This window comes from Kushneria marisflavi (genome assembly GCF_002157205.1).
Lineage (GTDB): Bacteria > Pseudomonadota > Gammaproteobacteria > Pseudomonadales > Halomonadaceae > Kushneria > Kushneria marisflavi.
On the sequence record NZ_CP021358.1, the window covers coordinates 3,512,935 to 3,539,682 of the forward strand.

General features: G+C 55.6%; 27 protein-coding genes and 2 tRNA genes. 21 read left to right on the top strand and 8 right to left on the bottom strand.

Annotated features, from left to right (window positions below; all coding sequences use genetic code 11):
• The first annotated feature begins 54 nt into the window (after positions 1-54).
• Positions 55-1,179 (top strand): zinc-dependent alcohol dehydrogenase family protein, encoded by a 1,125-nt coding sequence (locus B9H00_RS15985; protein WP_086901491.1) that lies wholly within the window; start codon positions 55-57, stop codon positions 1,177-1,179.
• Positions 1,180-1,288: 109 nt separating this feature from the next.
• Positions 1,289-2,668: a class II fumarate hydratase gene (locus tag B9H00_RS15990; protein WP_086901492.1), complete on the top strand. Its 1,380-nt coding sequence runs from the start codon at positions 1,289-1,291 to the stop codon at positions 2,666-2,668.
• 95 nt (positions 2,669-2,763) lie between these two features.
• On the opposite strand, the gene glpD is transcribed toward B9H00_RS15990, so the two are convergent.
• Positions 2,764-4,335 carry a glycerol-3-phosphate dehydrogenase gene (gene glpD, locus B9H00_RS15995; RefSeq protein WP_407656529.1) on the bottom strand — a complete coding sequence of 524 codons (1,572 nt, stop codon included), beginning with the start codon at positions 4,333-4,335 and terminating at the stop codon, positions 2,764-2,766.
• A gap of 169 nt (positions 4,336-4,504) precedes the next feature.
• Complete coding sequence (locus B9H00_RS16000; protein WP_086901494.1) at positions 4,505-5,269, bottom strand: DeoR/GlpR family transcriptional regulator; 765 nt, start codon at positions 5,267-5,269, stop codon at positions 4,505-4,507.
• A gap of 353 nt (positions 5,270-5,622) precedes the next feature.
• Here B9H00_RS16000 and B9H00_RS16005 point away from each other — a divergent pair, with 353 nt between their 5' ends.
• The 4 genes from B9H00_RS16005 to B9H00_RS16020 all read left to right on the top strand — a co-directional run bounded on the left by B9H00_RS16005 (position 5,623) and on the right by B9H00_RS16020 (position 8,373).
• Positions 5,623-6,351: an MIP/aquaporin family protein gene (locus tag B9H00_RS16005; RefSeq protein WP_147376589.1), complete on the top strand. Its 729-nt coding sequence runs from the start codon at positions 5,623-5,625 to the stop codon at positions 6,349-6,351.
• 52 nt (positions 6,352-6,403) lie between these two features.
• Positions 6,404-7,912 (top strand): glycerol kinase GlpK, encoded by a 1,509-nt coding sequence (glpK, locus tag B9H00_RS16010; protein WP_086901495.1) that lies wholly within the window; start codon positions 6,404-6,406, stop codon positions 7,910-7,912.
• Positions 7,913-8,174: 262 nt separating this feature from the next.
• Positions 8,175-8,251: transfer RNA gene (locus B9H00_RS16015), tRNA-Val, on the top strand.
• A gap of 45 nt (positions 8,252-8,296) precedes the next feature.
• A tRNA-Val gene (locus B9H00_RS16020) sits at positions 8,297-8,373 on the top strand.
• A gap of 58 nt (positions 8,374-8,431) precedes the next feature.
• On the opposite strand, the gene B9H00_RS16025 is transcribed toward B9H00_RS16020, so the two are convergent.
• From B9H00_RS16025 to B9H00_RS16040, 4 genes are all read right to left on the bottom strand, one after another.
• Positions 8,432-8,917: a GAF domain-containing protein gene (locus B9H00_RS16025; protein WP_086901496.1), complete on the bottom strand. Its 486-nt coding sequence runs from the start codon at positions 8,915-8,917 to the stop codon at positions 8,432-8,434.
• A 66-nt stretch (positions 8,918-8,983) separates the two neighbouring features.
• Entirely contained in the window at positions 8,984-9,802 is an 819-nt protein-coding gene (locus B9H00_RS16030) for a MetQ/NlpA family ABC transporter substrate-binding protein (protein WP_086901497.1), read from the bottom strand.
• Positions 9,803-9,922: 120 nt separating this feature from the next.
• Entirely contained in the window at positions 9,923-10,576 is a 654-nt protein-coding gene (locus tag B9H00_RS16035) for a methionine ABC transporter permease (protein WP_086901498.1), read from the bottom strand.
• Entirely contained in the window at positions 10,557-11,600 is a 1,044-nt protein-coding gene (locus B9H00_RS16040) for a methionine ABC transporter ATP-binding protein (RefSeq protein ID WP_086901499.1), read from the bottom strand. Before B9H00_RS16040 ends, B9H00_RS16035 begins: the two co-directional genes overlap by 20 nt.
• 278 nt (positions 11,601-11,878) lie before the next feature.
• On the opposite strand from B9H00_RS16040, the gene B9H00_RS16045 reads away from it, so the two are divergent.
• The 12 genes from B9H00_RS16045 (at position 11,879) to B9H00_RS16100 (ending at position 20,313) form a co-directional block, all read left to right on the top strand.
• Entirely contained in the window at positions 11,879-12,487 is a 609-nt protein-coding gene (locus tag B9H00_RS16045; RefSeq protein WP_086901500.1) for a riboflavin synthase subunit alpha, read from the top strand.
• A 126-nt stretch (positions 12,488-12,613) separates the two neighbouring features.
• Complete coding sequence (locus tag B9H00_RS16050; protein ID WP_086901501.1) at positions 12,614-13,165, top strand: adenine phosphoribosyltransferase; 552 nt, start codon at positions 12,614-12,616, stop codon at positions 13,163-13,165.
• 40 nt (positions 13,166-13,205) lie between these two features.
• Positions 13,206-13,694: a xanthine phosphoribosyltransferase gene (gene gpt / locus B9H00_RS16055; RefSeq protein ID WP_086901502.1), complete on the top strand. Its 489-nt coding sequence runs from the start codon at positions 13,206-13,208 to the stop codon at positions 13,692-13,694.
• A 2-nt stretch (positions 13,695-13,696) separates the two neighbouring features.
• Positions 13,697-14,398 (top strand): uracil-DNA glycosylase, encoded by a 702-nt coding sequence (gene ung, locus B9H00_RS16060; RefSeq protein ID WP_086901503.1) that lies wholly within the window; start codon positions 13,697-13,699, stop codon positions 14,396-14,398.
• Positions 14,399-14,550: 152 nt separating this feature from the next.
• The gene (upp, locus tag B9H00_RS16065; RefSeq protein WP_086901504.1) at positions 14,551-15,180 is read left to right on the top strand and encodes a uracil phosphoribosyltransferase; all 630 of its coding nucleotides are present in this window, start codon (positions 14,551-14,553) and stop codon (positions 15,178-15,180) included.
• A 5-nt stretch (positions 15,181-15,185) separates the two neighbouring features.
• The gene (gene mobA / locus B9H00_RS16070; protein WP_211329670.1) at positions 15,186-15,770 is read left to right on the top strand and encodes a molybdenum cofactor guanylyltransferase MobA; all 585 of its coding nucleotides are present in this window, start codon (positions 15,186-15,188) and stop codon (positions 15,768-15,770) included.
• Between the two features lie 73 nt (positions 15,771-15,843).
• Positions 15,844-16,410 (top strand): molybdopterin-guanine dinucleotide biosynthesis protein B, encoded by a 567-nt coding sequence (mobB, locus tag B9H00_RS16075; RefSeq protein ID WP_086901505.1) that lies wholly within the window; start codon positions 15,844-15,846, stop codon positions 16,408-16,410.
• A complete protein-coding gene (locus tag B9H00_RS16080) occupies positions 16,403-17,638 on the top strand; it encodes a molybdopterin molybdotransferase MoeA (RefSeq protein ID WP_086901506.1) in 1,236 nt (411 codons plus the stop codon). Before mobB ends, B9H00_RS16080 begins: the two co-directional genes overlap by 8 nt.
• Complete coding sequence (gene moaC, locus B9H00_RS16085; RefSeq protein WP_086901507.1) at positions 17,635-18,435, top strand: cyclic pyranopterin monophosphate synthase MoaC; 801 nt, start codon at positions 17,635-17,637, stop codon at positions 18,433-18,435. The genes B9H00_RS16080 and moaC overlap by 4 nt, the downstream gene beginning before the upstream one ends.
• 22 nt (positions 18,436-18,457) lie before the next feature.
• Positions 18,458-18,910: a molybdopterin synthase catalytic subunit MoaE gene (gene moaE, locus B9H00_RS16090; RefSeq protein ID WP_086901508.1), complete on the top strand. Its 453-nt coding sequence runs from the start codon at positions 18,458-18,460 to the stop codon at positions 18,908-18,910.
• Positions 18,907-19,896, top strand: a complete 990-nt coding sequence (moaA, locus tag B9H00_RS16095; RefSeq protein ID WP_086901509.1) for a GTP 3',8-cyclase MoaA — start codon at positions 18,907-18,909, stop codon at positions 19,894-19,896. Before moaE ends, moaA begins: the two co-directional genes overlap by 4 nt.
• Before the next feature lie 126 nt (positions 19,897-20,022).
• Complete coding sequence (locus tag B9H00_RS16100; RefSeq protein ID WP_086901510.1) at positions 20,023-20,313, top strand: H-NS family histone-like protein; 291 nt, start codon at positions 20,023-20,025, stop codon at positions 20,311-20,313.
• 104 nt (positions 20,314-20,417) lie between these two features.
• Here B9H00_RS16100 and B9H00_RS16105 read toward each other — a convergent pair whose 3' ends face one another.
• Entirely contained in the window at positions 20,418-22,064 is a 1,647-nt protein-coding gene (locus tag B9H00_RS16105) for a ribonuclease J (RefSeq protein WP_086901511.1), read from the bottom strand.
• 122 nt (positions 22,065-22,186) lie between these two features.
• Here B9H00_RS16105 and purU point away from each other — a divergent pair, with 122 nt between their 5' ends.
• Complete coding sequence (gene purU / locus B9H00_RS16110) at positions 22,187-23,041, top strand: formyltetrahydrofolate deformylase (protein WP_086901512.1); 855 nt, start codon at positions 22,187-22,189, stop codon at positions 23,039-23,041.
• Between the two features lie 29 nt (positions 23,042-23,070).
• Here purU and dinB read toward each other — a convergent pair whose 3' ends face one another.
• Entirely contained in the window at positions 23,071-24,114 is a 1,044-nt protein-coding gene (dinB, locus tag B9H00_RS16115; protein ID WP_086901513.1) for a DNA polymerase IV, read from the bottom strand.
• Positions 24,115-24,542: 428 nt separating this feature from the next.
• Here dinB and B9H00_RS16125 point away from each other — a divergent pair, with 428 nt between their 5' ends.
• Together B9H00_RS16125 and B9H00_RS16130 are read left to right on the top strand one after the other, a co-directional pair.
• Positions 24,543-24,923 carry a histone-like nucleoid-structuring protein, MvaT/MvaU family gene (locus tag B9H00_RS16125; RefSeq protein WP_086901515.1) on the top strand — a complete coding sequence of 127 codons (381 nt, stop codon included), beginning with the start codon at positions 24,543-24,545 and terminating at the stop codon, positions 24,921-24,923.
• Positions 24,924-25,546: 623 nt separating this feature from the next.
• On the top strand, positions 25,547-26,665 hold the full coding sequence (locus B9H00_RS16130) for a polysaccharide export protein (protein ID WP_086901516.1): 1,119 nt from the start codon (positions 25,547-25,549) through the stop codon (positions 26,663-26,665).
• The last annotated feature ends 83 nt before the right edge of the window (positions 26,666-26,748 follow it).

A 26,748-nucleotide genomic window follows, 5' to 3' on the forward strand; every position in this document is an offset into this window, starting at 1 on the left:
TTTGAATGTCGCACTTGTTGCAGACGGCATGAAATTGATACAGGGAGAACTGCCATGAAAACACGGGCCGCCGTGCTACGCGAAATGCAAAAGCCTCGTCCTTATGGGACGTCAAAACCGCTTTCGATCGAAGAGGTCACCCTTGATCCGCCCGGTCGAGGCGAAGTGCTGGTGCGCATCCGCGCTGCGGGCCTGTGTCACTCCGATCTGTCAACGATCAACGGTAATCGTCCAAGACCACTGCCGATGGTACTCGGCCATGAGGCGGCAGGAGAAGTGGTTGAAATCGGCGAGGGGATTGATGATCTCCATGTAGGGGATCATGTGGTGTTTTCCTTTGCACCCAATTGTGGCACCTGCGCCTTTTGCCTTTCCGGCGAGGCGGCACTGTGTCAGCCGGGGGCGGCGGCCAATGCTGGCGGACATTTGCTGGGCGGCGGCATGCGGCTTCATCGCGGTGAGGAGACGGTTTATCACCATATCGGGGTGTCCGGGTTTGCCGGGCATGCCGTTGCCTCCCGGCGCTCATTGACGCGCATTGATTCGAGCCTGCCGTTTCACATTGCGGCGCTGTTCGGCTGCGCCGTGCTGACCGGGGTGGGAGCAGTCGTGCATACCGGTGGTCTCAAGCTGGGTCAGTCGGTGCTGGTGGTCGGCCTGGGTGGCGTGGGGCTGGCTGCAGTGCTGGGCGCGCTGGGCGGTGGTGCGCGTCAGGTGATCGCGGCGGATATCGATGCCGACAAGCTTGAAACGGCCAGGGCCATGGGGGCAACGCATGTCGTGAACAGCGGTGATGACAATGCCATCGAGCAGGTGCGCGAGATCAGTGGTGGTGGGGTGGATCTGGCCACCGAGTTCGCCGGTGTGGCATCGGCGCTGGAATTTGCCTTCGAGTGTACTCGCCGCGGCGGGACAACGGTGACCTCAGGGCTACCTCATCCCGATGTGCGACTGGCCATCAGTCCCACACGCCTGGTGGCCGAGCAGCGCACGCTCAAGGGATCGTATCTGGGCGGGCATGTTCCTTCACTGGATGTGCCGGGGTACATCGCGCTCTATCAGGCCGGACGCCTGCCGGTAGACCGGCTTTTGACCCATCGCCTCGGGCTTGAAGAGATCAACGAAGGTTTTGAGCGGCTGGCTGCGGGGCAGGCCATTCGTCAGGTCATCGATCTGTAACCACCGTCGGGTCTGCTTGAGGGTGTCAGAACGGGTGAGAATGGCCCGGGGCTGCTAATCTGAAAGGCGTCTTTCGGCACTTTCGTTTATTTATCAGCAGGAGAAGATCATGGGTCAGACCCGTATCGAAAAGGACAGCATGGGCGAGCTGGAAGTGCCGGTCGAGGCGCTTTACGGCGCGCAGACCCAGCGGGCGATCAATAACTTTCCGGTTAGCGGGCATCCCATGCCGGCGTCTTTCATTGCGGCCGTGGCAAGGCTCAAGCGGGCTGCCGCCGAAGTTAACATGGATCTTGGACTGCTGGATGAAGGGCGCGCGCTGTCAATCGTCAAGGCTGCCGATGCCATCATCCGTGGCGAGCATGTTGATCAGTTCCCGATCGATATTTATCAGACCGGGTCGGGCACCTCGACCAATATGAATGTCAACGAGGTGATCTCGCACCTGGCTTCGAGAGATGATCTCGAGATTGGCCCCAACGATCATGTGAACATGGGGCAAAGCAGCAACGACACCATCCCGACGGCACTGCATGTTTCGATTGCGATGGAGCTCAACGAGCGGCTGCTGCCGACCCTGCGGTATCTGCAAAAGACCATCGAAGACAAGGCCGCGACACTTGACGACGTGGTCAAGACCGGTCGCACCCATCTGATGGATGCCATGCCGGTCCGTATGAGTCAGGAGCTCGGCGGCTGGGCCAATCAGGTCGAGCAGTCCATCGAGCGTCTTGAAAATGGGCTGACACGGATGCTGCGACTGGCGCAGGGCGGCACCGCCGTGGGCAGTGGCATCAATGCCCATCCGGAGTTTGCCGAGCGCTTTGCCAAACGCCTCTCCGAGCAGACCGGACTGGCCTTTACGCCAGCGGACAGTTTCTTTGCGGCGCTGGGCTCGCAGGATGCCACCGTAGAGATGTCCGGTCATCTCAAGGCCTATGCCTGTGCGCTGATGAAAATCAGCAACGATTTGCGCTGGATGAATTCGGGCCCGCTGGCCGGTCTGGGCGAAATCGAGCTGGAAGCCCTGCAGCCGGGCAGCTCGATCATGCCAGGCAAGGTTAATCCGGTCATTCCCGAGGCTGCGGCACAGGTAGCCGCACAGGTCATTGGTAACGATGCTGCGGTCACCGTGGGTGGTCAGTCAGGCAACTTTCAGCTGAACGTCATGCTGCCGCTGATGGCGCACAACGTGTTGAGCTCGATATCACTTTTGAACAATGTCTCTCTGCTGATGGCGGACAAGGCGATCAGTAGTTTCAACGTTCGTCGTGACAACATTGAATCACCACTGGCGCGCAATCCGGTGCTGGTGACGGCGCTCAACCCGGTGATTGGCTATAACGAGGCGGCGCGTGTGGCCAAGAAGGCCTATCAGGAAGGTCGACCGATCATTGAGGTAGCAGAAGAAGAGACCGAGCTCTCGCGCGAGGAGCTCAAGCGCTACCTTGACCCGGCCCAGCTGACCCGCGGCGGCATTCAGGAATAAACACCCACGCCAGCATCTGTCATCAAAAAAGGGCCCCGATGGGCCCTTTTTATATCCGGACTTTCACGCGGTGCATAGCGTATGAAAGTCCGAGTTTAATGTGCCAGCAGGTGATCCGGTGACGGCGTACCGACCGGCTCATTCATGTCGTTGGCACCGGCATTGTCCATGCGTCCGGTGACGTATTCCTGCAGGCGCTTGCGCTGAGGCTCGTCGAGACGCACATCCATTTTGGTGCGACGCCACAGGATATCGTCTGCCTGAGTGGCCCATTCGTGGTCGATCAGGTAGTCCACCTCGGCACGGGTGAGCCCAGCGCCGAAGTCCTCTCCAAGTCCGGCCTCGTCGGTGACGCCCGCCAGAAACTTTTCGCACAGCGTGCCGTAGCTCGAGGCAAAGCGGGTCGCGCGCTGCTTGCCCAGAAACGGATACTGCGCCAGTAGTTTGCGGGTATAGCCTTCGCGGGAATCAATATCACCACCCGGCAGGACTCGCTTGTCGGTCCAGGGCTTGCCCATGTTCGGGAACCAGGGCTCGATCTTTTCCATGGCCGATTCCGACAGGCGACGGAAGGTGGTGATCTTGCCCCCGAAGACCGACAGCATCGGTGCACCGTTGTCATCCAGCGAGAGCGTGTAATCACGCGTCATCGCGGAGGGGTCATCCGACTCGTCGTCACACAGCGGGCGTACGCCGGAGTAGCTGGTAACCACGTCATCGCGGGTCAGCTGCTCCTTGAAGTGAGCATTGACAACATTGAGGATGTAGTCGGTCTCTTCATCGCTGATCGTGATGTGGGTCGGATCACCTTCATAGTTCTGGTCGGTCGTACCGATCAGGCTGTAATCATTTTGCCAGGGCAGGACAAATACGATGCGCTTGTCTTCGTTTTGCAGGATAAAGGCGCGATCATCACCGTTGATGCGGCGGGTGATGATATGGCTGCCCTTGATCATGTTGATGCCGTAGCGTGACTTGCGCTGGGTGCTGCCCTTGATGAAGGATTCTACCCATGGCCCGGCGGCATTGATCAGGGCCCTGGCACGACGCACCATCTGTTCGCCGGTACGGGTGTTTTCCAGCGTGATCTCCCAGATACCATCCTTTTCGATGGCGTTGACACAGCGAGTGCGTACGAGGATCTCGCCACCCTGTTCCTGTGCCTGCAGGGCATTGAGGACCACCAGACGCGCATCGTCGACCCAGCAGTCGGAGTATTCAAAGCCCTTCTTGATGTCGGGTTTGAGCGCACTTGAGCTGTCAAATTTCAGCGACTTCGAACCGGGCAGGGTGGCGCGTGGGCTCAGGTGGTCATACAGGAAAAGACCAGCGCGCAGCATCCAGGCCGGGCGCAGATGCTGGCGGTGCGGCAGGATAAAGCGCAGCGGCCAGATAATATGCGGTGCCTTGCCAAGCAGGACTTCACGCTCGTGAAGCGCCTCGCGCACCAGACGGAACTCCTTGTGTTCCAGATAGCGCAGCCCGCCATGAATCAGCTTGCTGGAAGCCGAAGAGGTGGCACTGGCAAGGTCAGCCTGTTCACAAAGCCCGACACTGAGGCCACGGCCGGCAGCATCGTTGGCAATACCGGTGCCGTTGATGCCGCCACCGATGATGAAAAGGTCCAGAACAGGGGTGTCCATTGCGGAAGTCTTGTCGGAAGTCATGCGCCTGCCTTGCGCGTCTGCGCCGGATTAGGGAGTTGGAATCGAGGTAACCATACCATCACAAATGTTCGAATATGAACATATGCCATGTTCAAAAGAACATCAAGTGATCGTTGATGGGCTGATGCAATCGGCATGATCAGCGTTTTGCTCGATGAATGGCTCCCCGTCAGGGACAGATGTTGAGTGTGATGCTTTGCTCGCTGAGCAGACGGCAGATGCTTTCGGGCGGTTCCTGATCGGTAAACAGGGCGTGAATCTGATTGAGATGGCCCAGCCGAACCACGGCATTGCGGGAAAATTTGGAGTGATCGGCAGCCAGATAAACCTGCCGCGAATTGCTAATGATGGCCTGTGCGACCCTGACTTCCTGATAGTCAAAATCGAGCAGCGCCCCATCTGCGTCAATACTGCTGATGCCTATGATGCCGAAATCGACCTTGAACTGATTGATGAAGTCCACCGTGGCCTCACCAATGATGCCGCCATCTCTTGAGCGCACGCTGCCGCCGGCCACAATGACGTTGAAGTCTTCGCGGTGTTGCAATGTGGCGGCCACGTTGAGGTTGTTGGTGATGATTTCCAGCCCCTGATGGTTAAGCAATGCCTCAGCGATCAGTTCGGTGCTGGTGCCAATATTGATGAAAAGCGAACTCTGATCCGGTATCTGCTGCGCCAGCGCTCGGGCAATGCGTGCCTTGGCATCGTGATTGATCAGCTTGCGGGCGCTATAGGCCGTGTTGACCGTGCTGGACTCCAGCAGGCCGGCGCCACCATGTACTCGTCGTATCAGTTGCTCATCGGCCAATACCTTCAGGTCGCGCCGAATCGTCTGTGGGGTGACATTGAAATGATGCGCCAGCTGTTCAATGGTCGCGTACCCCTGTCGCTTGACCATATCAATGATGATGTCGTGGCGTTCCTGCTGGGTCATGTTGTGTCCTGTAGGGAAATTTCCCGAGGCGGATTCATACCGCCAGGTTAGCCCTCTGCCACCTGCTCGGCAATAGAGGTTTCAACATCGCTTTCGTCTGAATCAAACCATGTTCGACAGGCAACAGGATTTGTTGAGTATCGCGCTTTTTCGAGCTTGTAAACCCTTTTGCAAGCCTTGTAAGACTAAGGTTTAAAGGGTATTTATTACATTTATATCAATGGCTTGTGTTGAATAATTCAGAAAGTCATAAACGGCACATCGTTTTTTTAAATGATTCCTATAGGATGCTCGAAAAACAACATCGCTGCGCTTTGCGTGTTTAAAAACCAACGTTATTCCGGGGTAAAAAAATGGGCATCATTGAAACCATCCTGGTTCATGAGATCGCTGGCACGGCTATTTTGACACTGCTGGGGTGCGGTGTGGTGGCCAACGTGTTGCTGAACAAGACCAATGGGCATGGCAGTGACGGCATCGTCATCTTCTTTGGCTGGGGGCTTGCAGTGTTCGCAGCCGTTTATGTGGCCTACGACACCGGCGCACATATCAATCCCGCCGTGACCATTGCCTTACTCATCGGGCCGGCAAAGGAATACGCTGACGGTATTCCGATCACCTTTGCCACCACGATGGCCTATTTTTTTGCCGAGTTCGTTGGAGCTTTCCTGGGCGCAGTGGCCTGCTTTCTGGCCTATAAAAAGCAGTATGACGAGACCGAAGACGCCGGTGCGATTCTGGCGACCTTCTCGACCGGGCCAACCGTCAAGTCACATGGCTGGAATATCGTGACTGAAGCCATCGGGACATTTGTACTGATCTTTGTGATCATCATGTTTGGAAACACCCCCAGCGGTCTTGGGCCTCTTGCGGTTGCGCTGCTGGTGATATCGATCGGTGCTTCGCTGGGCGGCCCTACCGGCTACGCCATCAACCCGGCGCGTGACCTTGGTCCACGTATCGCGCACGCTGTACTGCCGATCAAAAACAAGGGCAGCAACAACTGGGGCTATGCTCTGGTGCCGGTGATCGGTCCGATCATTGGCAGTACGCTGGCTGCTCTGGCTGCCCATATTTACTGAGCCATCATTCGAACCATTTCTCCGCTCGCACTACATCGAGGAGTCAATACTCATGAGTAAGCAGAAAAAGTACATTCTTGCCATCGATCAGGGGACGACCAGCTCACGCTCGATGTTGTTCGATCATGAAGGTCGTGTGGCCGGCATCGCTCAGCGTGAATTCGAGCAGATCTTTCCGCGGCCGGGCTGGGTAGAGCACAATCCGCGCGAAATCATGACCAGCGTATTGACCACGCTGGCCGAGGTGATCAATAACTCGGAAGTCGATGTCAGCGAGATTGCCTCGATCGGGATCACCAACCAGCGTGAAACCACCGTGATCTGGGATAAGAAAACCGGTCACGCCGTTTACAATGCCATCGTCTGGCAGTCGCGCCATTCGGCCGAAATCTGTGATGAGCTGCGTGAAGCGGGCCATGAAGACATGATCCGTGACAAGACCGGCCTGGTCATTGATGCCTACTTCTCGGCCACCAAGCTGAAGTGGATTTTCGATAACGTCGAAGGTGTCAGGGAAAAGGCAGAGAAGGGTGAACTGCTGTTCGGCACCATCGATACCTGGCTGGTATGGAACCTGACCGGCGGGGAAGTGCATGTCACTGATGTGAGCAACGCCTCACGCACAATGCTGTTCAACATCCGCGAGCGCAAGTGGGACCCCGAACTGCTGGAACTGTTCGGTGTGCCTGAAAGCATGCTGCCCGAAGTGAAGTCCAACAGTGAAGTGTACGGCCATGTCATGCCGAAATATCTGTTCGGACATGAAGTGCCGATCGCCGGCATGGCAGGCGATCAGAATGCTGCGCTGTTCGGTCAGGGCTGCTTCAAGCCCGGCATGGCCAAGAACACCTATGGCACGGGCTGTTTCACCCTGATGAACACGGGTACCGAAGCCACACCTTCCAGCAACGGTCTGCTGACCACCGTGGCCTGGGAAGTCGAGGGCACCATGGAGTATGCGCTGGAAGGCAGCGTCTTCGTGGCCGGCTCCGTCATCCAGTGGCTGCGTGACGGTCTGCGCATGCTGGGCAGGGCATCCGATTCGGAAGCCTACGCCGAGCGCGCCGGCAGCAATGATGGTGTTTACATGGTGCCGGCGTTTACCGGTCTGGGCGCGCCCTACTGGAACTCCAACGTACGCGGGGCGATGTTCGGCCTGACGCGAGGCACGACCAAGGAGCACTTCATTCGTGCGGCGGTCGAGTCGCTGGCCTATCAGAGTGCGGACGTCCTGCATGCGATGCAAAACGATGCCAGCATCGCGTTGACCGAGCTGCGTACCGACGGCGGTGCCATCTCCAACAACTTCCTGGCCCAGTTCCAGGCCGATATCCTGGGCGTTGATGTACTGCGCTGTGAAGTCAACGAGACCACGGCCTTGGGTGCGGCGTATCTGGCAGGTCTTGCCGTCGGTTTCTGGAAGTCTCGCGAAGAGATTGCCGAGTACTGGGCACTGGAGCGCAAGTTCGAGCCGAAGATGGGCGAGAAGCAGCGTGACGAGCTCTATGACGGCTGGAAACAGGCCGTTGAGGCGACCATGGGCTTTCGCGTCGAGTCCTGATCGTCATGCGCAAGTGTTGAAGTAATGGCCGGGCCTGCTGATCCATCAGCAGGCCCGGTTTTTTCAGGGTTTGTCCGTCATGAATCTGACAGTCGATGGGCTGGATCGCTGATGGGGTAAGGGCTGTTGAGCGTGTCCAAAAAGAGCCGTCGATTCATGCAACGGCATGTTTTATAACAATACCGTGGTCAAACGGTTGCGCTTGATCAGAAAATAAGTACAATAGCGCAGCGTTGAAACGGCATGTGCATGCCCTTGAAGCAGGACCGTAGCTCAGTTGGTTAGAGCGCCACGTTGACATCGTGGAGGTCAGCGGTTCAAATCCGCTCGGTCCTACCATTGCACTGCATGCCATTAAAAAGCGTTTCAGCGACTATTGATTGAAGGACCGTAGCTCAGTTGGTTAGAGCGCCACGTTGACATCGTGGAGGTCAGCGGTTCAAATCCGCTCGGTCCTACCAGAACATTAAAACCCCGCTTCGGCGGGGTTTTTTATTGTCCGTTTTTTATGATTGATGGTCAGCCTGACAGGTCGGGCAGATCGCTCTGTTCGATCAGTATCTGACACAGCGCTTCAATCCCCTGTTGATCTTCAACCGCAAAGCGTCCCGGCAGAGGGCTGTCAAGATCCAGTACGCCCCAGACCCGGCCTTCCTTGATCAGCGGGATGACCAGTTCCGAGCGTGACGCCGCGTCGCAGGCGATATGGCCGGGGAAGGCGTGGACGTCTTCCACGCGCTGGGTTTCACCCGTACGTGCCGCTGCACCGCAGACGCCTTCTTCAAAGCCGATAGGGTTACAGGCCGGCTGCCCCTGGAAGGGACCGAGGCGCAAAACGCGCGACTCACGCTGTAGATAAAAGCCTGCCCAGTTCAGGTCCGGCACCTGTTGAAAGATAAAGGCGGCCATCTGTGAGGTGTTGGTCACCCAGTCACGCGTATCGAGCAGGGCGCTCAGCTGGCGCCCCAGCATGACGTAGTCGGTGGTGGGTCGTGTGTCGTTCATGATCGTCTCACTACATGGATAACAAAAGGGCCGGCAAAGGCCGGCCCTGGTCAACGATATGGGGGCTTACTGATTGTTTTCCCAGCCCGCAATGGCGCCGCCCTTGAAAAGCTCATCTGCCTTGTCGACGACCTGCTGGCTCTGGAAAGCCTCTACAAGGTGCTTGACCTTCTCGCTGTTCTGGTCGCCCTGACGTACCACGATAAGGTTCACGTACGGGGAATCGCCATCCTCGACGATCAGTGCCTGATCCACAGTCATGTCGGCGGCCACCGAGTAGGTGCTGTTGATGAAGGCCATGTCGACATCCGGCAGGGCGCGCGTCAGCTGAGCGGCGTCCAGTTCACGCAGCTGGTAGTTGTGCGGGTTGCTGGTGATGTCATCCGGGGTGGCCGTCGGGCTTTTCGGGTCGCTCAGCTCAATCAGGTTTTCGCGCGCGAGCAGCAGCAGGGCGCGTGCTTCATTGGACGGGTCATTGGGCACGGCAATGGTGGCGCCTTCCGGCAGCTCGTCAATGCTTTGATACTTGTCGGAGTAGGCGCCGATCGGATAGACAAACGTTTTGCCTGCTGCGACGAAATCAAAACCGCGGTCCGACATCATGCTGTCCAGATAGGGCTGATGCTGATAGGCATTGGCATCGATGCTGCCATCATCGAGTGCGGCATTGGGAGAGACGTAATCGTTGAATTCGGTGATCTCGACGTCGAGCCCGTATTTATCCTTGGCTACTTTTGCAGCCGTCTCCATTAGTGCTGTTTCAGGGCCTGCCATGGTGCCGACACGAATCGTATTGTCATCGTCGCTCTGGCTGCCGCAGCCGGCCATCAGAACGCTTGCACTCAGTGCCAGGGCAGCGCCCAGGCCTTTCGGTGAGATTTTCATGTGCCATATCCTTGCAATGGATTCGACAGGGCGTGCTGTCGAAAGGGGTTGATGCGCCTTGCGCGGCGCCCTTGAACATCGTTGTTGTTATTTGAAAGCCGTCATTGCAGGCCCTTTCATCTAGCGATGACGGCTGCGATGCACGAAAAAGTCGCCCAGCATCTGAACGCCCTGCACCATGACCACCATGATCAGTACCGTGACCAGCATGACCATGGGGTTATAGCGGGAGTAGCCGTAGTTGTAGGCCACGGCTCCAAGCCCGCCTGCGCCGATGGCACCTGCCATGGCGCTGTAGCCGATCAGTGCGATGATGGTGATGGTGGCCGCCGTGATCAGGCCGCCACGAGCTTCCGGCAGCAATACGCGGGTAATGATCTGCCACGGCGTGGCGCCCATCGATTCCGCCGCCTCGATCAGGCCATGGGGCACTTCATTGAGGGCGCCCTCGACAAGGCGCGCGACAAAGGGAATCGCGGCGATGCTCAACGGCACCAGAGCCGCGGTCGTGCCGATGTAGGAACCGACCAGCCAGCGAGTGAAGGGCGCCAGTGCCAGCATCAGGATGATAAAGGGCACCGAGCGGCCAACATTGACGATCAGGCTGATCGCGCGGTTGAGTACCGGCATGGCCATGATGCGGTTTTCGCGAGTCACGTAGAGTGCCACGCCCATCACGATACCCAGCGCGATACCGATAAGGCCGCTGCAGATCACCAGATAGAAGGTGTCGACAACGGCCTCGAGAATGCGATCAATCATGGCGCTGGACATGGCCAAGTACCTCCGTTTGAACGTCGAGCGTGTGTAGATGGTCCATGGCAGCACCCAGGGTATCCCGGGCGCCGTCAAATTCAGCGATCATTAGTCCCAGCGTACGCCCCTGAATGTTTTCAACGCGCGCCTGCAGGATGCGAAGTCGAATGCCGAAATCCTGTTCGAGATGCGTCATCAGTTCGCTGGAGAGGGACTGCCCGCGAAAGACCAGTCGCACGACCGGTAGGCTGTGTTCGTCCGGGTGCGCTGTCATACGCTGTAAAAGCGTATTGGACGGTGCCAGCTGCAGGAAGTCGTTGAGAAATACACGGCCTTCCTCGGTGGCCGGGCGGGTGAAAAAATCGCCCACTGGGGCCGTTTCTACCAGTGCACCGCCGCTGATCAGGGCAACCTGATCGCAGATGGTTCTGACCACCTCCATTTCGTGGGTGATCAGCAAAATGGTGAGTCCCAGCCGCTGATTGATATCTCTTAACAGCGCCAGAATGGAGCTTGTGGTCTGCGGATCAAGCGCAGAGGTGGCCTCATCACACAGCAGGGCCTGTGGATTGCTGGCCAGTGCGCGGGCAATGGCGACGCGCTGTTTCTGGCCACCGGAAAGGGCTGCAGGATAGGCATTGGCCCGGTCATTAAGGCCGGTCAGCTCGAGAAGCTCGTCGATGCGCTGATCGATCTCTCGACGCGGGGTGCCAATCAGCTCAAGTGGCAGGCCAATGTTGTCCCGCACGGAGCGTGACTCAAGCAGATTGAAATGCTGAAAGATCATGCCGATGCCGTGGCGGGCCTTTCGCAGTTCGGTCTTGTTCATGGCCGTCAATTCCTGGCCGGCCACGAACACTCTGCCCCGGGTCGGGCGTTCAAGTAGATTGACGCATCGGATCAGCGTGCTTTTGCCGGCGCCGGAGACACCGATGACACCGGTGATGCTGCCGGCAGCCACTTCCAGATTGACGTCCTTGAGTGCCGTCACGGCTTTGGCGCCCTGACCATACACTCGGGTCACATTTTCAAGTCGAATCATCGGATTGGAATGTCTTAAATACAGTTGGGTCGTGTACCACCGGGCGCGTACCTGACGTGGTAAATATGATCGTCGTGAAAAGTGCGCTGGGCACAAGGCGCGCCAGTATACTTGATCCGTGGCGCTCACGCGTCATAAGTACTCGATAGTACGGCTATATGGAGGTCAATTCGGCCTTCATGAGTATATGGCGGTACAGGGCGATATGGCACGGCAGCGGATGACAGCGCCGTTGGAACAGGCGAGTATGGTCATTTCCATCCATCAAAGAGGCCATCATGTTTACCGGTATCGTACAGGGCATGGCCCGGGTTGTAGCGATCGAGCGTCTGGAAGGGCTCAATCGTCATGTCATCGACATGCCGCCGGCCATGCTGGAAGGTCTGGCGCATGGCGCCTCCGTGGCACATAACGGCTGCTGTCTGAGCGTGACAAGCATCGAGGGCTCACGTGTTGGCTTTGATCTCATGCGTGAGACGCTGGCCCTGACCAACCTTGGGGCGCTTGAGGTCAATGATTATGTGAATGTGGAGCGCGCCGCACGGCTGGGGGATGAGGTCGGCGGTCATGCCATGTCAGGGCATGTCATGTGCATGGCCACGCTCATCACACGTGAGGATGCGCCCAATAACTGTCGTCTCTGGTTCGAGCTGCCGCAGCAATGGGCAAGGTTTCTGTTCGACAAGGGCTATATCGGTGTCGATGGCATCAGTCTGACCATCGGTGAGGTGCAGGATAATCGATTTTGCGTCAATCTGATTCCCGACACGCTCGCACGAACCGTGATCGGTACTCGAGAGATCGGGGATGGCGTTAATATCGAAATCGACCCCCAGACACAGACCATTGTCGAGACAGTCGAGCGTGTTCTTGCTGCGAGAGCATGAAATTGCATGCCGATGTGGCCTGTGCGGGTCGCTTGCACGGGCGCCATTGGGTAAAATGTTCCCCGTTTATATAAAGCGACCGGCACCGTCCGGTCGTTTTGCATATGGGTCGACGAGAGATTGAACGTGGCGACAAGTATTTACGGCGACTATATCAAGTCGGTTATTCGTACCGTGAAGGATTGGCCGGAACCCGGTGTCAACTTTCGCGACATCACGCCGGTATTGCAAAACAGTGCTGCTTTCCGAAAGCTGATCGACAGCTTCGTTCACCGATATCAGGAGCTCGATATCGATGCGATTGCGGCCGTCGATGCGCGCGGTTTTATCATCGGTGCGCCGCTTGCCTATGAGCTGGGCTGCAGTTTTGTACCGGTACGCAAGAAGGGGAAACTGCCCTTCAGAACCATCAGCGAGACCTACAGCCTCGAATATGGTGAGTCGACCGTGGAACTGCATTCCGATGCGTTTCAGAAGGGCGACAGGATCCTTCTGGTGGACGATCTGATTGCCACAGGCGGCACCATGCTGGCCGCTGCCCGATTGATCGAGCGCAGTGGCGGCATCATTGTTGAAACGGCTGCCATCATTGATCTGCCCGAGCTTGGCGGTGGAGACATGATTCGTGCCGAAGGCTATAGCGTCTTTGCCGCCTGCACCTTTACCGAAGACGAATGAGCAGGGCAGACGTGTCTCCCTTGACGCACAGGATATTTCAATGAGTACCGAGCGCTACCATAACCAGTTCACGATCTCCTGGGATCGCCTCCACCGCGATGTACGCATGCTGTGTCATCAGCTGGTCGATCGCGATTTCAAGGGTATTGTGGCGGTCACTCGCGGCGGATTGATTCCGGCGGCTCTGATTGCACGTGAGCTCAACATCCGTCTGATCGATACGGTCTGCATCAAAAGCTATGAGCACATGGAGCAAAGCGGCATCAATGTGCTCAAGGGCATCGATCATGATGGTGATAGCTGGCTGCTGGTGGATGATCTGGTCGACACCGGCAAGACTGCCGGCGCCGTGCGTGAGATGCTGCCGCGTGCGCATTTCGTGACCATCTATGCCAAGCCGGAAGGGCGCCCGATGGTGGATCAGTACCTGACGGAAGTGGCACAGGACACCTGGATCCAGTTTCCCTGGGACATGGGGATTTCCTTTGTTGAGCCGCTGGTGGATCAGCTTCGTACCCGCAAGGAGTAATCATGGCCCTGCCGCTGCCCGAAAGCTGGCACCGCTACCTTGGTGATGAGGTGGATGCCCCTTATATGCAGGCGCTGAAGGCCTTTTTGCGTCATGAAAAGGATCAGCGCAAGGTGATCTATCCGGCCTCCGAGCACTGGTTTCGTGCCTTTGAACTGACGCCGCTGGAAAGCGTCAAGGTCGTGATTCTGGGGCAGGACCCCTATCATGGCCCGGGACAGGCGCATGGTCTGTGTTTCTCGGTGCGTCCGCAGGTCGCCATTCCGCCTTCCCTGGTCAATATCTACAAGGAGCTCAAAAGCGACGATGTCGACTTTGAGCCGGTGAACCACGGGTTTCTGGAAAGCTGGGCGCGTCAGGGGGTATTGCTGCTCAACAGTGTCCTGACCGTTGAGCGTGGTCAGGCAGCGTCACATCGGGGGCAGGGCTGGGAGCGTTTTACGGATCGGGCCATCGAGGTGATCAACGAGCACTGCTCTCATGTCGTGTTCCTGCTCTGGGGCAGCTATGCCCAGAAGAAGGCGGCCTTCGTTGACCGAACGAAGCATCTGGTACTGCATGCACCGCACCCATCACCGCTGGCGGCGCACCGTGGTTTCTTTGGCTGCCACCATTTTTCGCAGACCAATGCCTTTCTGACTCAAAAGGGCGAGGCGCCCATCGACTGGCGTCTGCCTGCACGTGATCAACTGCCCGACGCTTAATCAGCGTCGTGGCAATGTGTCAATATGTCCTCTATTGTCGGCACATGGATGCTTAACGTGTCTGTGTGCGCCAGAGTAGAATGGAGGACACTTGCGCTGCCCATTCAATAGGAAAGGGCAGCGATATTTTTCTATCAGGTCGTATACCCATCATGAATGTTCATACCATTGACCACCCTCTCGTCAAACACAAGCTTGGGCTGTTGCGCGGCGCCGGCATCAGCACCAAGCACTTTCGCGAGCTGGCCAACGAGCTTGCTACCCTTCTGACCTATGAGGCCACCAAGGGGCTCGAGCTGGGTGATGAAACCATCGAAGGCTGGAGTGGCAAGCCGCTCAAGGTTCAGCAGATCAAGGGCAAGAAGGTGACGGTTGTACCGATTCTGCGCGCCGGTCTTGGCATGCTCGATGGCGTCACGACGCTGCTGCCGAGCGCCCGTATCAGCGTTGTAGGGCTTTATCGCAACGAAGAGACCCTGGAGCCTGTTCCTTACTTCGAAAAGTTTGTGCAGGATCTGGATGAGCGTCTGGCGATCGTCATTGATCCCATGCTGGCCACGGGCGGTTCCATGGCAGCGACGCTTGATATGCTCAAGGCCAAGGGCTGTCGCCAGATCAAGGTCATCGTGCTGGTGGCAACGCCTGAAGGCATTGCGCGTGTCTCCCGCTCGCATCCCGAGATCGAGCTTTATACCGCGGCTGTTGATGAAGGTCTCGATAGCCATGGCTATATCGTTCCCGGGCTCGGTGATGCCGGTGACAAGCTGTTCGGAACACGCTAAAGGCCATGATGGATAACCGAGGAGGCATTACCGGTGTGGTGCTGGCTGGCGGCCAGGGCCGGCGCATGGGTGGTGTCGACAAGGGCCTGGTCGAGCTCTCTGGCCGCTCGCTGGTCAGTCACGTACTGTCCGTGATGGCACCTCAGGTGGGGCCGGTGATGATCAATGCCAACCGTCACCATGACGTTTATGCTGCGCTGGGTTATCCGGTGGTTGCCGATATCATCACCGGTAGTGCCGGGCCACTGGCGGGGTTCCATGCTGCCCTCAAGGCAGCATCAACGCCACTGGTATTGATGGTACCCTGCGATACACCGGCACTGCCTGATGCCCTTGTGGCGTCACTTCTGGCCTCCCTTGAAGGGCATGGAGTCGATATCGTTTTTGCCTGTGATCAGGAGCGCGCTCATCCCGCCATCGTGCTGTTGAAACGCCATCTTGTGGATGATCTCGAGAAATATCTGGTCGATGGGGGGCGCAAGATCGATCAATGGTATGCGCGCCACCCACATGCTTCCTGTCAATTCGATGACGAGCGCGCCTTCATCAACATTAATACACCCAATGACCGGGACGCCTTTGGGCGATGATCATGTCACAGGCTCTATCTGGCCTGATCTAAGCGCTGATCGGTAACCGTGTCGTCTTTATCAGGCAGGTACCATGACGCCGTTGAGCCTTTCCGATATTGAAACACCGCTGCTGGGGATTGCTGCCTGGAGCGGTACAGGCAAGACCACGCTGCTGGAAGCCCTGCTCCCTTCCTTGCGTGCACGCGGCCTTAACGTGGCCGTCATCAAGCACGCCCATCACGATTTTGATGTCGATGTTCCCGGCAAGGACAGCCATCGTCTGCGTCAGGCGGGTGCGGCGCCGATGCTGGTGGCTTCCGGCCGGCGTTTTGCCTTGATGATGGAAACTCCCGGGCAGGAAGAGCCCTGTCTGCCCACGCTGCTGAATCAGGTGATGACGCTGTCGCCTGATCTCGTGTTGATCGAAGGGTTCAAGCAGTGGCCGCTGCCCAAGATCGAACTGTACCGTGACGCTGTGGGCAAGTCGCTGCGGGCCTTTGATGACCCCTGGGTGCGTGCCGTGGCAACGACCGATGACGTGACATTGCCTTTAAACGTCGAACGCCTGGACCTTGATGACCATGACGCGCTGCTTGACTGGTTGATGGCGTGGCCCTCGCGTTGGCAGGCCATGGCGCAGGGGCCACGCCATGAGTGACTGCTTTGGCACCAGCGACATGCTTGTCGAGGTCAGTGACCTGCTGGCGCATATCAGGGCGGCTGCGCCAGCGCCCGTAGGCGTTGAGCGCGTACCTCTGACACAGGCCGTTGATCGGGTCCTTGCCGAATCCCTGGTAGCCACACTGGCACTGCCACGTTATACCGCCTCTGCCATGGATGGTATCGCCTTCGCTCATAAGGGGCAGGCCGGTTTCAGGTTGATTGGAGAGGCGTTGGCGGGGCATCCCTTCAAGGATCCTGTGGCAGCGGGTGAAGCTGTCTCGATTACCACGGGCGCACCACTGCCGGTCGGGTGCGATACGGTGGTCATGGCAGAAGATATTGTCATCAGCGAAGATCGGGTCGAGCTTGCCAAGCCCGAGACTGTTAGAAAGGGGCAAAACATTCGCCATGCCGGTGAAGAAATTGCCATCGGGGATCGTGTCTTCGAGCCCGGAACGCTTTTGGGGCCGGCTCAGCTTGGTATGGCGGCTTCGCTCGGCCTTTCACATATTGATGTGCACTGTCGTCCCAAAGTGGCTATTTTTTCCAGTGGCGACGAACTTCGTCGTGTCGGCGGCAGTGATGACAAGACTCCCTCTCTCTTTGATGCCAATGCCTTTAGCCTTGCAGCCTGCCTGAAGCGCTGGGGCGCAGAAGTGATCATGACGGAGATACTGCCGGACCGTCTTGAGGAGAGTGTCGCACAGCTTTCACGCGCCAGCCGACAGGCTGATCTCATTATTACGTCCGGAGGCGTATCGGCAGGTCAGGCGGATCTGATTCGTGCTGCTATCGAGCAGCTGGGTCAGGTCACCTCATGGCGTGTGGCCATGCGTCCGGGTAAGCCGATGGCTTTTGGCCATATCCAGCAGGTGCCTTTTTTCGGGCTCCCGGGTAACCCGGTGGCGGCGCTGGTGACGCTCATGCAGTTTGTGCAGCCCCTGTTTCGTCAGTTAAGTGGGTGGCATCAATGGATGCCCGTTAAATGGTGTGCTCTGTGTGAGCAGCCTCTCAAGGGACGCCGTGGGCGACTGGATCTATTGAGAGGCCGTTATCATGTTGATGCCCTTGGCGTGGCCAGAGTCAGCGTCATCAAGGAGCAGGGGTCGCACCGGCTGAGTTCACTTTACGAGGCCAACTGCCTGATAGAACTGCCCGTTGATATTGAAACCTGTGAGGCCGGCACGCCCGTGACCATACAACCGCTTGGAGAATTGATATGACATTGACTCACCTGAACGAACGGGGTGAGGCCAGCATGGTCGATGTGTCGGACAAGCAGAGCAGCCATCGTGAAGCTGTCGCCACCGGCCGTATCGTCATGCAGCCCGAGACACTGAAGCTTCTTGCCGACGGTGATATGCCCAAGGGTAATGTGCTGGCGACAGCGAGAATTGCCGGTATTCAGGCTGCCAAGCGTACTCACGAACTGATTCCGCTGTGTCATGCGTTGATGCTGTCAAAGGTTGCGGTCGATTTTGAACTCGACACGACAGAGCACTGTGTTCGAGTGAAAGCCTTCTGTCGTCTGGAAGGGCGTACCGGGGTAGAGATGGAGGCGCTCACGGCAGTTTCCGTGGCCTGTTTGACGCTTTATGACATGTGCAAGGCTGTGGATCGTGGCATGGAGATCATGGACGTGCGGCTGGATCATAAAAGCGGTGGGCGCTCGGGCGTTTGGCAAAGACAGGCCGCCCCGATGGCTGACGTCGATGCAGCAACGTCCGAGCCAGATGCTCCAGAGAGAGTGGTGGCAGTGAAGGAAAGCCCTATCGAGATACGCTTCTTTGCTGAGCTGAGAGAGCGATTGGGCGTTGAAAAATTGAGTGTTTTACCAGGGCATCTATCGTCTCCTACACTGATGGCATTAAAGGCGTGGGTAAAGTCGCAGATTGATACGCCTGAAGCGCTCGATCAGCCTCGCCTTCTATGTGCGGTTAACCATGACATGGTGCAGGGAGATGTCGCCATCAAACCCGGCGATGAAGTCGCATTTTTTCCCCCCGTCACCGGAGGCTGATCATGACGTTCAGACAGCACGCATGATTACGATACAGCATGAACCCTTCGATATCGGTGCCCTGTACAGACGTCTTTCAGATGGGTGCCACAGCACGGGGGCCGTGGTCAGTTTTGTAGGTCGGGTCAGGGATTTTAATGAATCACCCGAGGTTACGGCGCTTACCCTTGAGCATTATCCGGGTATGACCGAAAGGGCGCTGGAGGAAGTCGTTGAGCGGGCGCAACAGCGCTGGCAGATCAATGACGCCATCGTGGTTCACCGAATTGGTTACATGACACCCGGCGACGATATTGTAGCGGTGCTGGTCAGTACCGCACACCGTCACGCCGCGTTTGAAGCATGCGCATTTATCATGGATTTTTTAAAGACCAGTGCGCCCTTCTGGAAAAAAGAACATACCACCAAAGGGGATTACTGGGTCAGCGAGCGTGAAAGCGATCTGGCGTCGTTGAAGCGCTGGGAGCAACAATGAGTGAATTGATTGACGATTTTGATCGTCGCATTAAATACGTTCGCATTTCCGTCACGGACCGCTGCGATTTTCGCTGCGTCTATTGCATGAGCGAGGAAATGACCTTTCTTCCTCGCGATCAGGTGCTCTCCATTGAAGAGCTTTCGCTGGTGGCGAGGGCGTTTACCGAGCTGGGCGTGGAAAAGATTCGTCTGACCGGTGGAGAGCCCCTGGTTCGGCGCAATATTGATGAACTGGTCAGTAATATCGGGGCACTGGAAGGGCTGCGCGATTTCACCATGACCACCAATGGGGCTCAGCTAAGACGCTATGCCTCTTCGCTGCGTCAATCGGGTATGCAGCGCCTCAATATCAGTCTGGATTCTCTGGATCCGGAACGATTCAGGGAGCTTACTCGTACGGGCAATCTTGAAAAGGTTATCGACGGTATTCGTGCCGCAAAGGAGGCAGGCTTTGAGCGCATCAAACTCAATGCTGTCATTCTCAAGGGCCGAAATGATGACGAGATACTGGATCTGGTCGATTTCGCGCGTCATGAAGAGATCGATATCAGCTTTATCGAAGAAATGCCTCTGGGAAATGTTTCTGAGCATTCACGACAGGAAACCTTTTGCTCCAGCGATGAAGTGCGCTCAATAATTGAAACCCGTTATCCGCTGTTGAGTTCTGCGGAAAACACCGGGGGGCCTTCACGTTATTATCGTATGGCAGACAGTGCTTCCAGAATCGGTTTCATTTCTCCTCATAGTCACAATTTCTGTGACAGCTGCAACCGGGTGCGTGTGACCTGTGAAGGTAGACTGCTGTTGTGCCTGGGCAATGAGCATTCCACGGATCTAAGAAGCGTCATCCGTCAGTATCCGGGTGAGATAGAACCCTTGAAACAAAAAATTCGTGAGTCGATGTCTCTCAAGCCTCATCGTCACCATTTTACGACAGATGGTGACGTACAGATTGTCAGATTCATGAATATGACAGGGGGGTAGAGCAGTCTGATTTTTTGCAAAAAGGGCCAACTTGCGTTGGCCCTTTTCTTTATAGGCGATAATTGCTAACCCCTTTTCAGGGTATATACTACTCGAGGCATATGACTTTTATTTGGAGTGCTGGATATGTCGACAGAGACATTGGAAAAGATTGCTCGCAACAAAAATGTGGCAAGGGCTGCGGCACGTCAATTGAGTATGGAGCAGTTAAGCAAGCTTTCTGAAATCATTGATGAGGTCATGACGCAAAAACAGGAAGAGGAACAGAAACGCCGTCAGGAGGAGGCGAGCAAGGAACAAAAGCTCGCCGAGATCCGTGCTGCAATGACGGATGCTGGTTTGTCCGTGAATGATCTGGTCGGAAATGAACAGCCGCGAAAGCGTCGAGGCCGGCCCCCAAAGGATGCCAGCGCCTGAGCCTTTTGGGCGTTTTTAATCAGTGGCTCACAGGCACGTGTCATGTTTCCCTGTAAAAGCCGTGATGCCGACACGGCTTTTACAATGATATGGCCAACACTCGTTCAATTGTTGAGTGTTGTGTCTACAACATCAATCATGACCCTTGAAGATTGCCTGAGTTGCTCATTGAGCCAGCGATTGGCGAGCGCCTCCAGTAAGTGTGCCAGTTCTCTCGAGGAGCGGGCCGTCATCCCTTCCAATGTAATGTCTATCCAATCCCCCAGAGTGTCTTCATCCACGAAAGCCTCAATTTGACTGTCGACAAGCATTCGGCCTACACGTTGCCATTGTGCTATATCTGCCTGATAGATGACCGGAAGCACAATGACCGTGTCGTTTTGCCGACTTGAAGGCTTTCTTGCTCTTTTACGCTGGGAAATGATGACTGGAGAAAGCGTCAGGGTCTTTTCCATTGTCATGCGTTTGCCGTTCCAGCGCAGCCACTGTCCATTAACGGGAAGTATCGAGCTTTCGATACCCAGCGTCCCTGCGATTTCACAGTGGGTCTTTTGATGGTCTCTTTCCCCATGAACCGGCAAAAGGTGCGAAGGCCTGACCCACTGATACATGCTGAGCAATTCGTCCTTGCCTGGATGACCCGATGCATGAAGTCCGGGGTACACCTCATCGCTATAGACCTGGGCGCCTCTTTGCGTAAAAGCCTGCTGTAAGCGCATGACGGCCCTTTCGTTACCCGGGATAGCGCGCGATGAAAAGATGATGGAGTCCCCGGGTTCGATCTCAAGCGCCGAATGCTGATTGGCTGCCAGACGAGAAAGGGCGGCGCGAGGTTCCCCCTGACTTCCCGTGGCCAGTATCAGAATTTCCTCAGGCGGAAGATAGCCGATATCAGACAGGGGGACGATGTCTGGAAAATCCTTCAGGTATCCGAGTTCGCGACCCAGACGCACCATTTTTTCCATTGCCCTTCCCAGCAGGGCAATGCGTCGACGATGACGTCCTGCGGCTCTACCTGTCGCAAGAATGCGCGCCAGATTGCTCGCAAAGCAGCTGACAACGACTCTTCCCCTGCAGCCTTCCATGAGCTGTTCAAGAGTGGCTGCTACCTCACTTTCGCTATGTGAGTGGTTTTCTACCATGGCATTGGTAGAGTCACCCACGACAAGATCGACAGGAGCAATCCGAGCAAAGTCCTGTTCAAGGGTTTTAGCGCCCAATACAGGGTCAGGATCAATTTTCCAGTCACCAGTATGCAAAATACGATGTCGATCTACTTCAAGCAGCAGCGACACGCTTTCCGGTATGGAGTGGGAAACATTGATGCTTTGCACTGAAAAGGGGCCTGCGCTGAAATGATCACCGGGTGCGAACGTGCGGATGGCATCAGTAGCCAGGCCCTGCTCCACAAGCTTTTGACGTGCGATACCTGCTGCCAGTGGCGTTGCATATATAGGACAACCAAGGCGAGGCCAGAGCCACCCCAGGGCGCCGAGATGGTCCTCATGCCCATGAGTAATAACAATGGCTTCAGGGCGAATGCCCAATGTTGCCAGTGACGAGATATCGGGAATCTGCAGTGGGGTATCGGGAAGATCCTGACGCAAAGCCATTCCGCAATCGACGATCAGCCATCGAGACTGAAAGCCGTAAAGCATCAGGTTCATGCCGATTTCACCGCAGCCGCCAAGCGGTAGTATTTCAATCTCAGAGCGGCGACGGGGGCGAACTTGTACGCGTGTCTGATCCATGGCGGGTCCGGCGATAGTTTGATATCAACTATACGCAACGCGTCAGGTGCTCACAACGAACACTGCTCAAAAGCGTCTGAATTCGCTACAATTCCTGTCTTTGACCGAGTAGCGTGATACCGATGTCTCTTTGTCGTCTAGTGGTAACCTGTCCTGATCGTGTAGGTATTGTCGCGCGTGTTTCGTCGTTTATCGCCGAGCAGGGTGGCTCCATCACTGAAGCCAATCAACACTCTGATCTGGAAACCGGGCGCTTTTTCATGCGTTATGAAGTTGAAACCCGGAACATGAATTCTGACAGCGATGCCTTTCGCTGCGCCTTTGCAGACATTGCCGAAGAATTTGATATGCAGTGGCAATGGCGAGATGGCGCGCAAAAGCGCCGACGCTTGATGATCATGGTGTCGCGGGAGTCTCACTGTCTGGTGGATCTCCTGTATCGCTGGACGGCTGGTGAGCTTGACTGTGATATCGCTGGTGTGATTTCCAATCACGATGATATGCGCAGCATTGTCGAGTGGCACGATATCGCCTATCACCATATTCCGATCCCGGCTGCTGACAAGACCCCTGCCTTTTCAGACATTGAAAGAGTGATCGAAGACAGTCAGGCCGATACGATCGTTCTGGCCCGTTACATGCAGATCATCCCGCCATCGCTTTGTGAGCGCTACAGCGGGCAGATCATCAATATTCATCACAGTTTCTTGCCTTCCTTTGCGGGGGCCAGACCCTACCATCAGGCTCATATCCGTGGGGTCAAACTGATTGGCGCTACCTGCCATTATGTGACTCAGGAGCTCGATGCGGGTCCGATCATCGAGCAGGACATCCAGCGAGTCACTCATTGTCATACGGCGGGTGATCTGGTTCGTCTGGGAAGGGATATTGAGAAGTCGGTTCTGGCAAGAGGCGTGCGATGGCATTTGCAGGACCGTGTATTGATCGATGGCAACAAGACGGTTGTCTTCGCCTGAGGCCGATGTCAGCGATAGCAAGTGGCCAGCTAGAAAAGCCCGAGCTGTCGCTGTGCATCTTCCGAGACAAGTCGTACCCCAACGCCAAGCAGTCTGACCGGTCGTTCGGCCCGTTGCCAGGCCGTATCAAAAAGCGGTAGGAAGCTTTCAATCGCCGGCGTCTGTCCGGCGGTTTCCATGGTCGTGATCGAGAAGTCATCAAAACGGATCTTGACGAAAAGCTTATTGATGGCAGGGTATCGATTACGAGCCAGGCGCTCCTCTAGGCGAACAACAAGTTCGGCTATTTTTTCCTGACAGACGGTCATGGAGGGAAGGTCTCTGTCGAACGTACTTTCTACGCTAATGGATTTTCTCTCCCTTTCTGTCCTGACCGGTCGTTCGTCTATCCCTCGCGCCAGTTCATGCAGCCGTACTCCGAATTTTCCGAATTCTTCAAGCAGGACAGGAAGCTCGGTTGCCCGAAGTTCCTTGCAGGTATGAATGCCTTTGGCTTCGAGCTTTTTTGCCGTGGCAGGGCCAACACCATGAAGTTTTGTAATGGGAAGCTGGTCAAGAAAACCAATGACCTGATCAGGGGTGATGGTGTAGAGACCGTCAGGCTTCTGCCAGTCGCTGGCAATCTTGGCAAGGAATTTGTTAGGGGCCACGCCTACAGAAATTGTGATCCCGACGCGCCGCCCAACTTCCTGCTTGAGCCATTGTGCCATCCACGTTGCACTGCCTTTCATGCGTTCAACGTGTGTGACGTCCAGAAAAGCCTCGTCCAGGGAAAGCGGCTCCACGATCGGCGTCAGTTCATTGAATATATTTTGCACCTGCTGTGAAGCCTGACGATATTTATCGAAGTCAGGGCTAAGGCGTTGGAGGTGCGGGCATAGCCTCTGAGCATGCGCCATCGACATTGCCGAGTGAATTCCATACTCCCTGGCCGGATAATTGCAGGTGGCAACGACCCCTCTATTTTCCGCTCCTCCGCCAATGGCCAGGGGAACATCACGGAGAGCCAAATTATCGCGCATTTCAACTGCAGCGTAGAAGCAGTCACAGTCAGCATGAAGGATCTTGCGCATCGTGTATCGTGAGGGTGTCTGTACGGATATACATATTATAGAGTACATGACCCATGAATTCTTCATGGTTGCGCAAGAGTGTAATATTTTTAGGGCCGAAGACTATGAAGCTCATAAGTTTTTATCGATGATTGGCAATGGCTTTACAGCGTTTGCTATAAAATTTTTTTGTGTTCAATCGGCTCTATAAGTGTTGAGGTGCTTTTTACCAACAGATCTTTTTATATGATCCTCTAATATTTACGATGATCGATATGGCATAGTTACATATAATCTGGAGCGGTTAGGAAGGCGTTTAAGAGTAGTTTTTACTTTAAAGTATGTTTGCTTTGACGTATTATTCGGCGTACTAGGGAAATAAAATTATTTTAACAGGCCGTAGGGTCGGCATCTCGTCAAGAGATGTGCGTAAGCTGGAGAGATTGGTAATGTCGCTGTTAAATGAGTACATGAAAAAAGAGCAACTGCTCAAGCAGCTGCGAGACGAGTTGCAGCAACTTGAGCAGGACCAAAGGCTCAAGGGTGAACTCGAGTTCAAGGAAAAGCTTGAGCAGCTGATGCAGGCGCACGATAAAACAGCTGCTGATGTTATCGATCTTCTTGCACCGGATGATGTAACGTCGGCACCAAGGCCGTCATCTGTTGAGAGTCAGGGACCTGGTCGGCGTAAGCGCAAGCTGAAAGTGTATCGAAATCCACATACTGCCGAAGTTGTAGAAACTAGGGGCGGTAATCAGAAAACACTCAAGGCATGGAAGGAAGAGTATGGTAACGATACGGTTGAGCAATGGCTTGAGCGTACCGAGTAAATTCTTTCTTTCCGGGAGGGCCGTTTTGACGGCCCTTTTTTTGTGCCTGCTATTTCCTGGTGGCCCGCTGATCTAACAATAGCGTTTGAAAACCATCACACTCCTTTCGGCAGCATCTTGAAAGCATGATGTGTTCGGCACAAATATCGGTTTGACCATTATTTGAAATATTCGCTTATTTGCGATGAAGTGGCATTCGTTTTTCAGAGTGTTTCGTAACACGCCGTGACATGACGAGCTGTAAAAGGCGGATGTGGTTAATGGCAGGTGAGATGCTGGTGCTGTAGAATCTCCAAATATTGATGCGCAAAGCAGCATACCCTCGCCAATGGGGGTCTGATAGCATCGACAGCAATCCAGAAGTCTGAATAATTTTATCTGATCTTTAATTAAAGGTGCGCGGTATTTTTGCCGATTCCTTTAGTCAGTTCAGGTCATGTTATTGAGGCGTCGATTCGACTTGCAGTCATGGACTGCTGCATCATGCGATACCGCTCGGCAACGCCGACGAGTAAAAAGCAACATCGGCGGTATCTTATGGCCTCGGAAACACGCCAGTATCGACATTCCGTGGCGGTAGCGTGTCCAGACGCCGGAATAATTTTGACAGGAGTAAGCGGTTAATGAAGCGGCTGCTGAGTTGTGCCTTGTTGGGGAGTTCCCTTCTTTTGGGAGGTTGTGTCCTTTCTCCCGGCAGTGATATGCCCTACGAAAATTCTGGGCCACCCATCGATGATCTGGTAGATGTCCAGCCCATCACCTTTGGTCTTGTGCAGGCTCAGAATGCTGCCCGCAAGGAGTTTATCTCTCAGCAAAGTCTGAAAGAGGCCACTCAGGAGATGGCATCCGGTGCCAACGATTACAACTATCGGATTGGCAAGGGCGATATTCTCAATATCGTTGTATACGATCACCCCGAGCTCACCATTCCGGCCGGAGGAGAGCGTAGCTCTGTCGAGACAGGGAATGTGGTCCATAGCGATGGCACCATTTTCTATCCCTATGTCGGTCGTATCCATGTTGCCGGCAAGAATGTGGCCGATGTGCGTACGCAGATCGCCTCAGCATTAGCCGATTACATCGCCGAGCCTCAGGTCGAGGTCAACATTGCCAGCTTCCAGTCCCAGAAGGCCTACGTTAGCGGCCAGGTCTCCAACCCGGGGCAACAACCCATCACCAATACGCCACTTACGGTGCTCGATGCCATCAGCAGTGCAGGTGGCCTCAATGAAAACGCTGATTGGCGGCATGTTGTCCTGACACATAATGGTCAGGAAGAAATTATTAACGTCTATGACATGCTGCAAAACGGCCAGATGAGTCAGAACCGTCTGCTGCATGATGGTGATGTGCTGCACGTGCCTGATGTTGGTTCTCAGAAGGTTTACGTCCTGGGTGAAGTTCTGAGGCCGCAGGATCTGCCGATGGGTGGACAGCGATTCAGTCTGGTGGATGCATTGAGTCAGTCCGGTGGCATCAACGAGGTTGAAGCAAGAGCCTCGGGCATCTTCGTTATCAGGCAGGGCGGTCCGGGCGACAAGATGGCCACCGTATATCAGTTGGATGCCAGCAACGCGGCCTCATTTGTTATTGGCACGGAATTCGAGCTTGAACCGCAGGACATCGTGTATGTCACGACCGCGCCTATTACCCGCTGGAACCGTGTTATCAGCCAGTTGCTGCCATCAACCAACCTTACCCGTCAAACGGTTGGCTCAGTCAGAGACTACAACGACCTCTAATGGCGCTCGCACTATCCAGTTGATTGGATAGTGCGTCCCTTGAGTCGGCAGTATCGGAAATGAGCGCTGTATAAAACTGACAG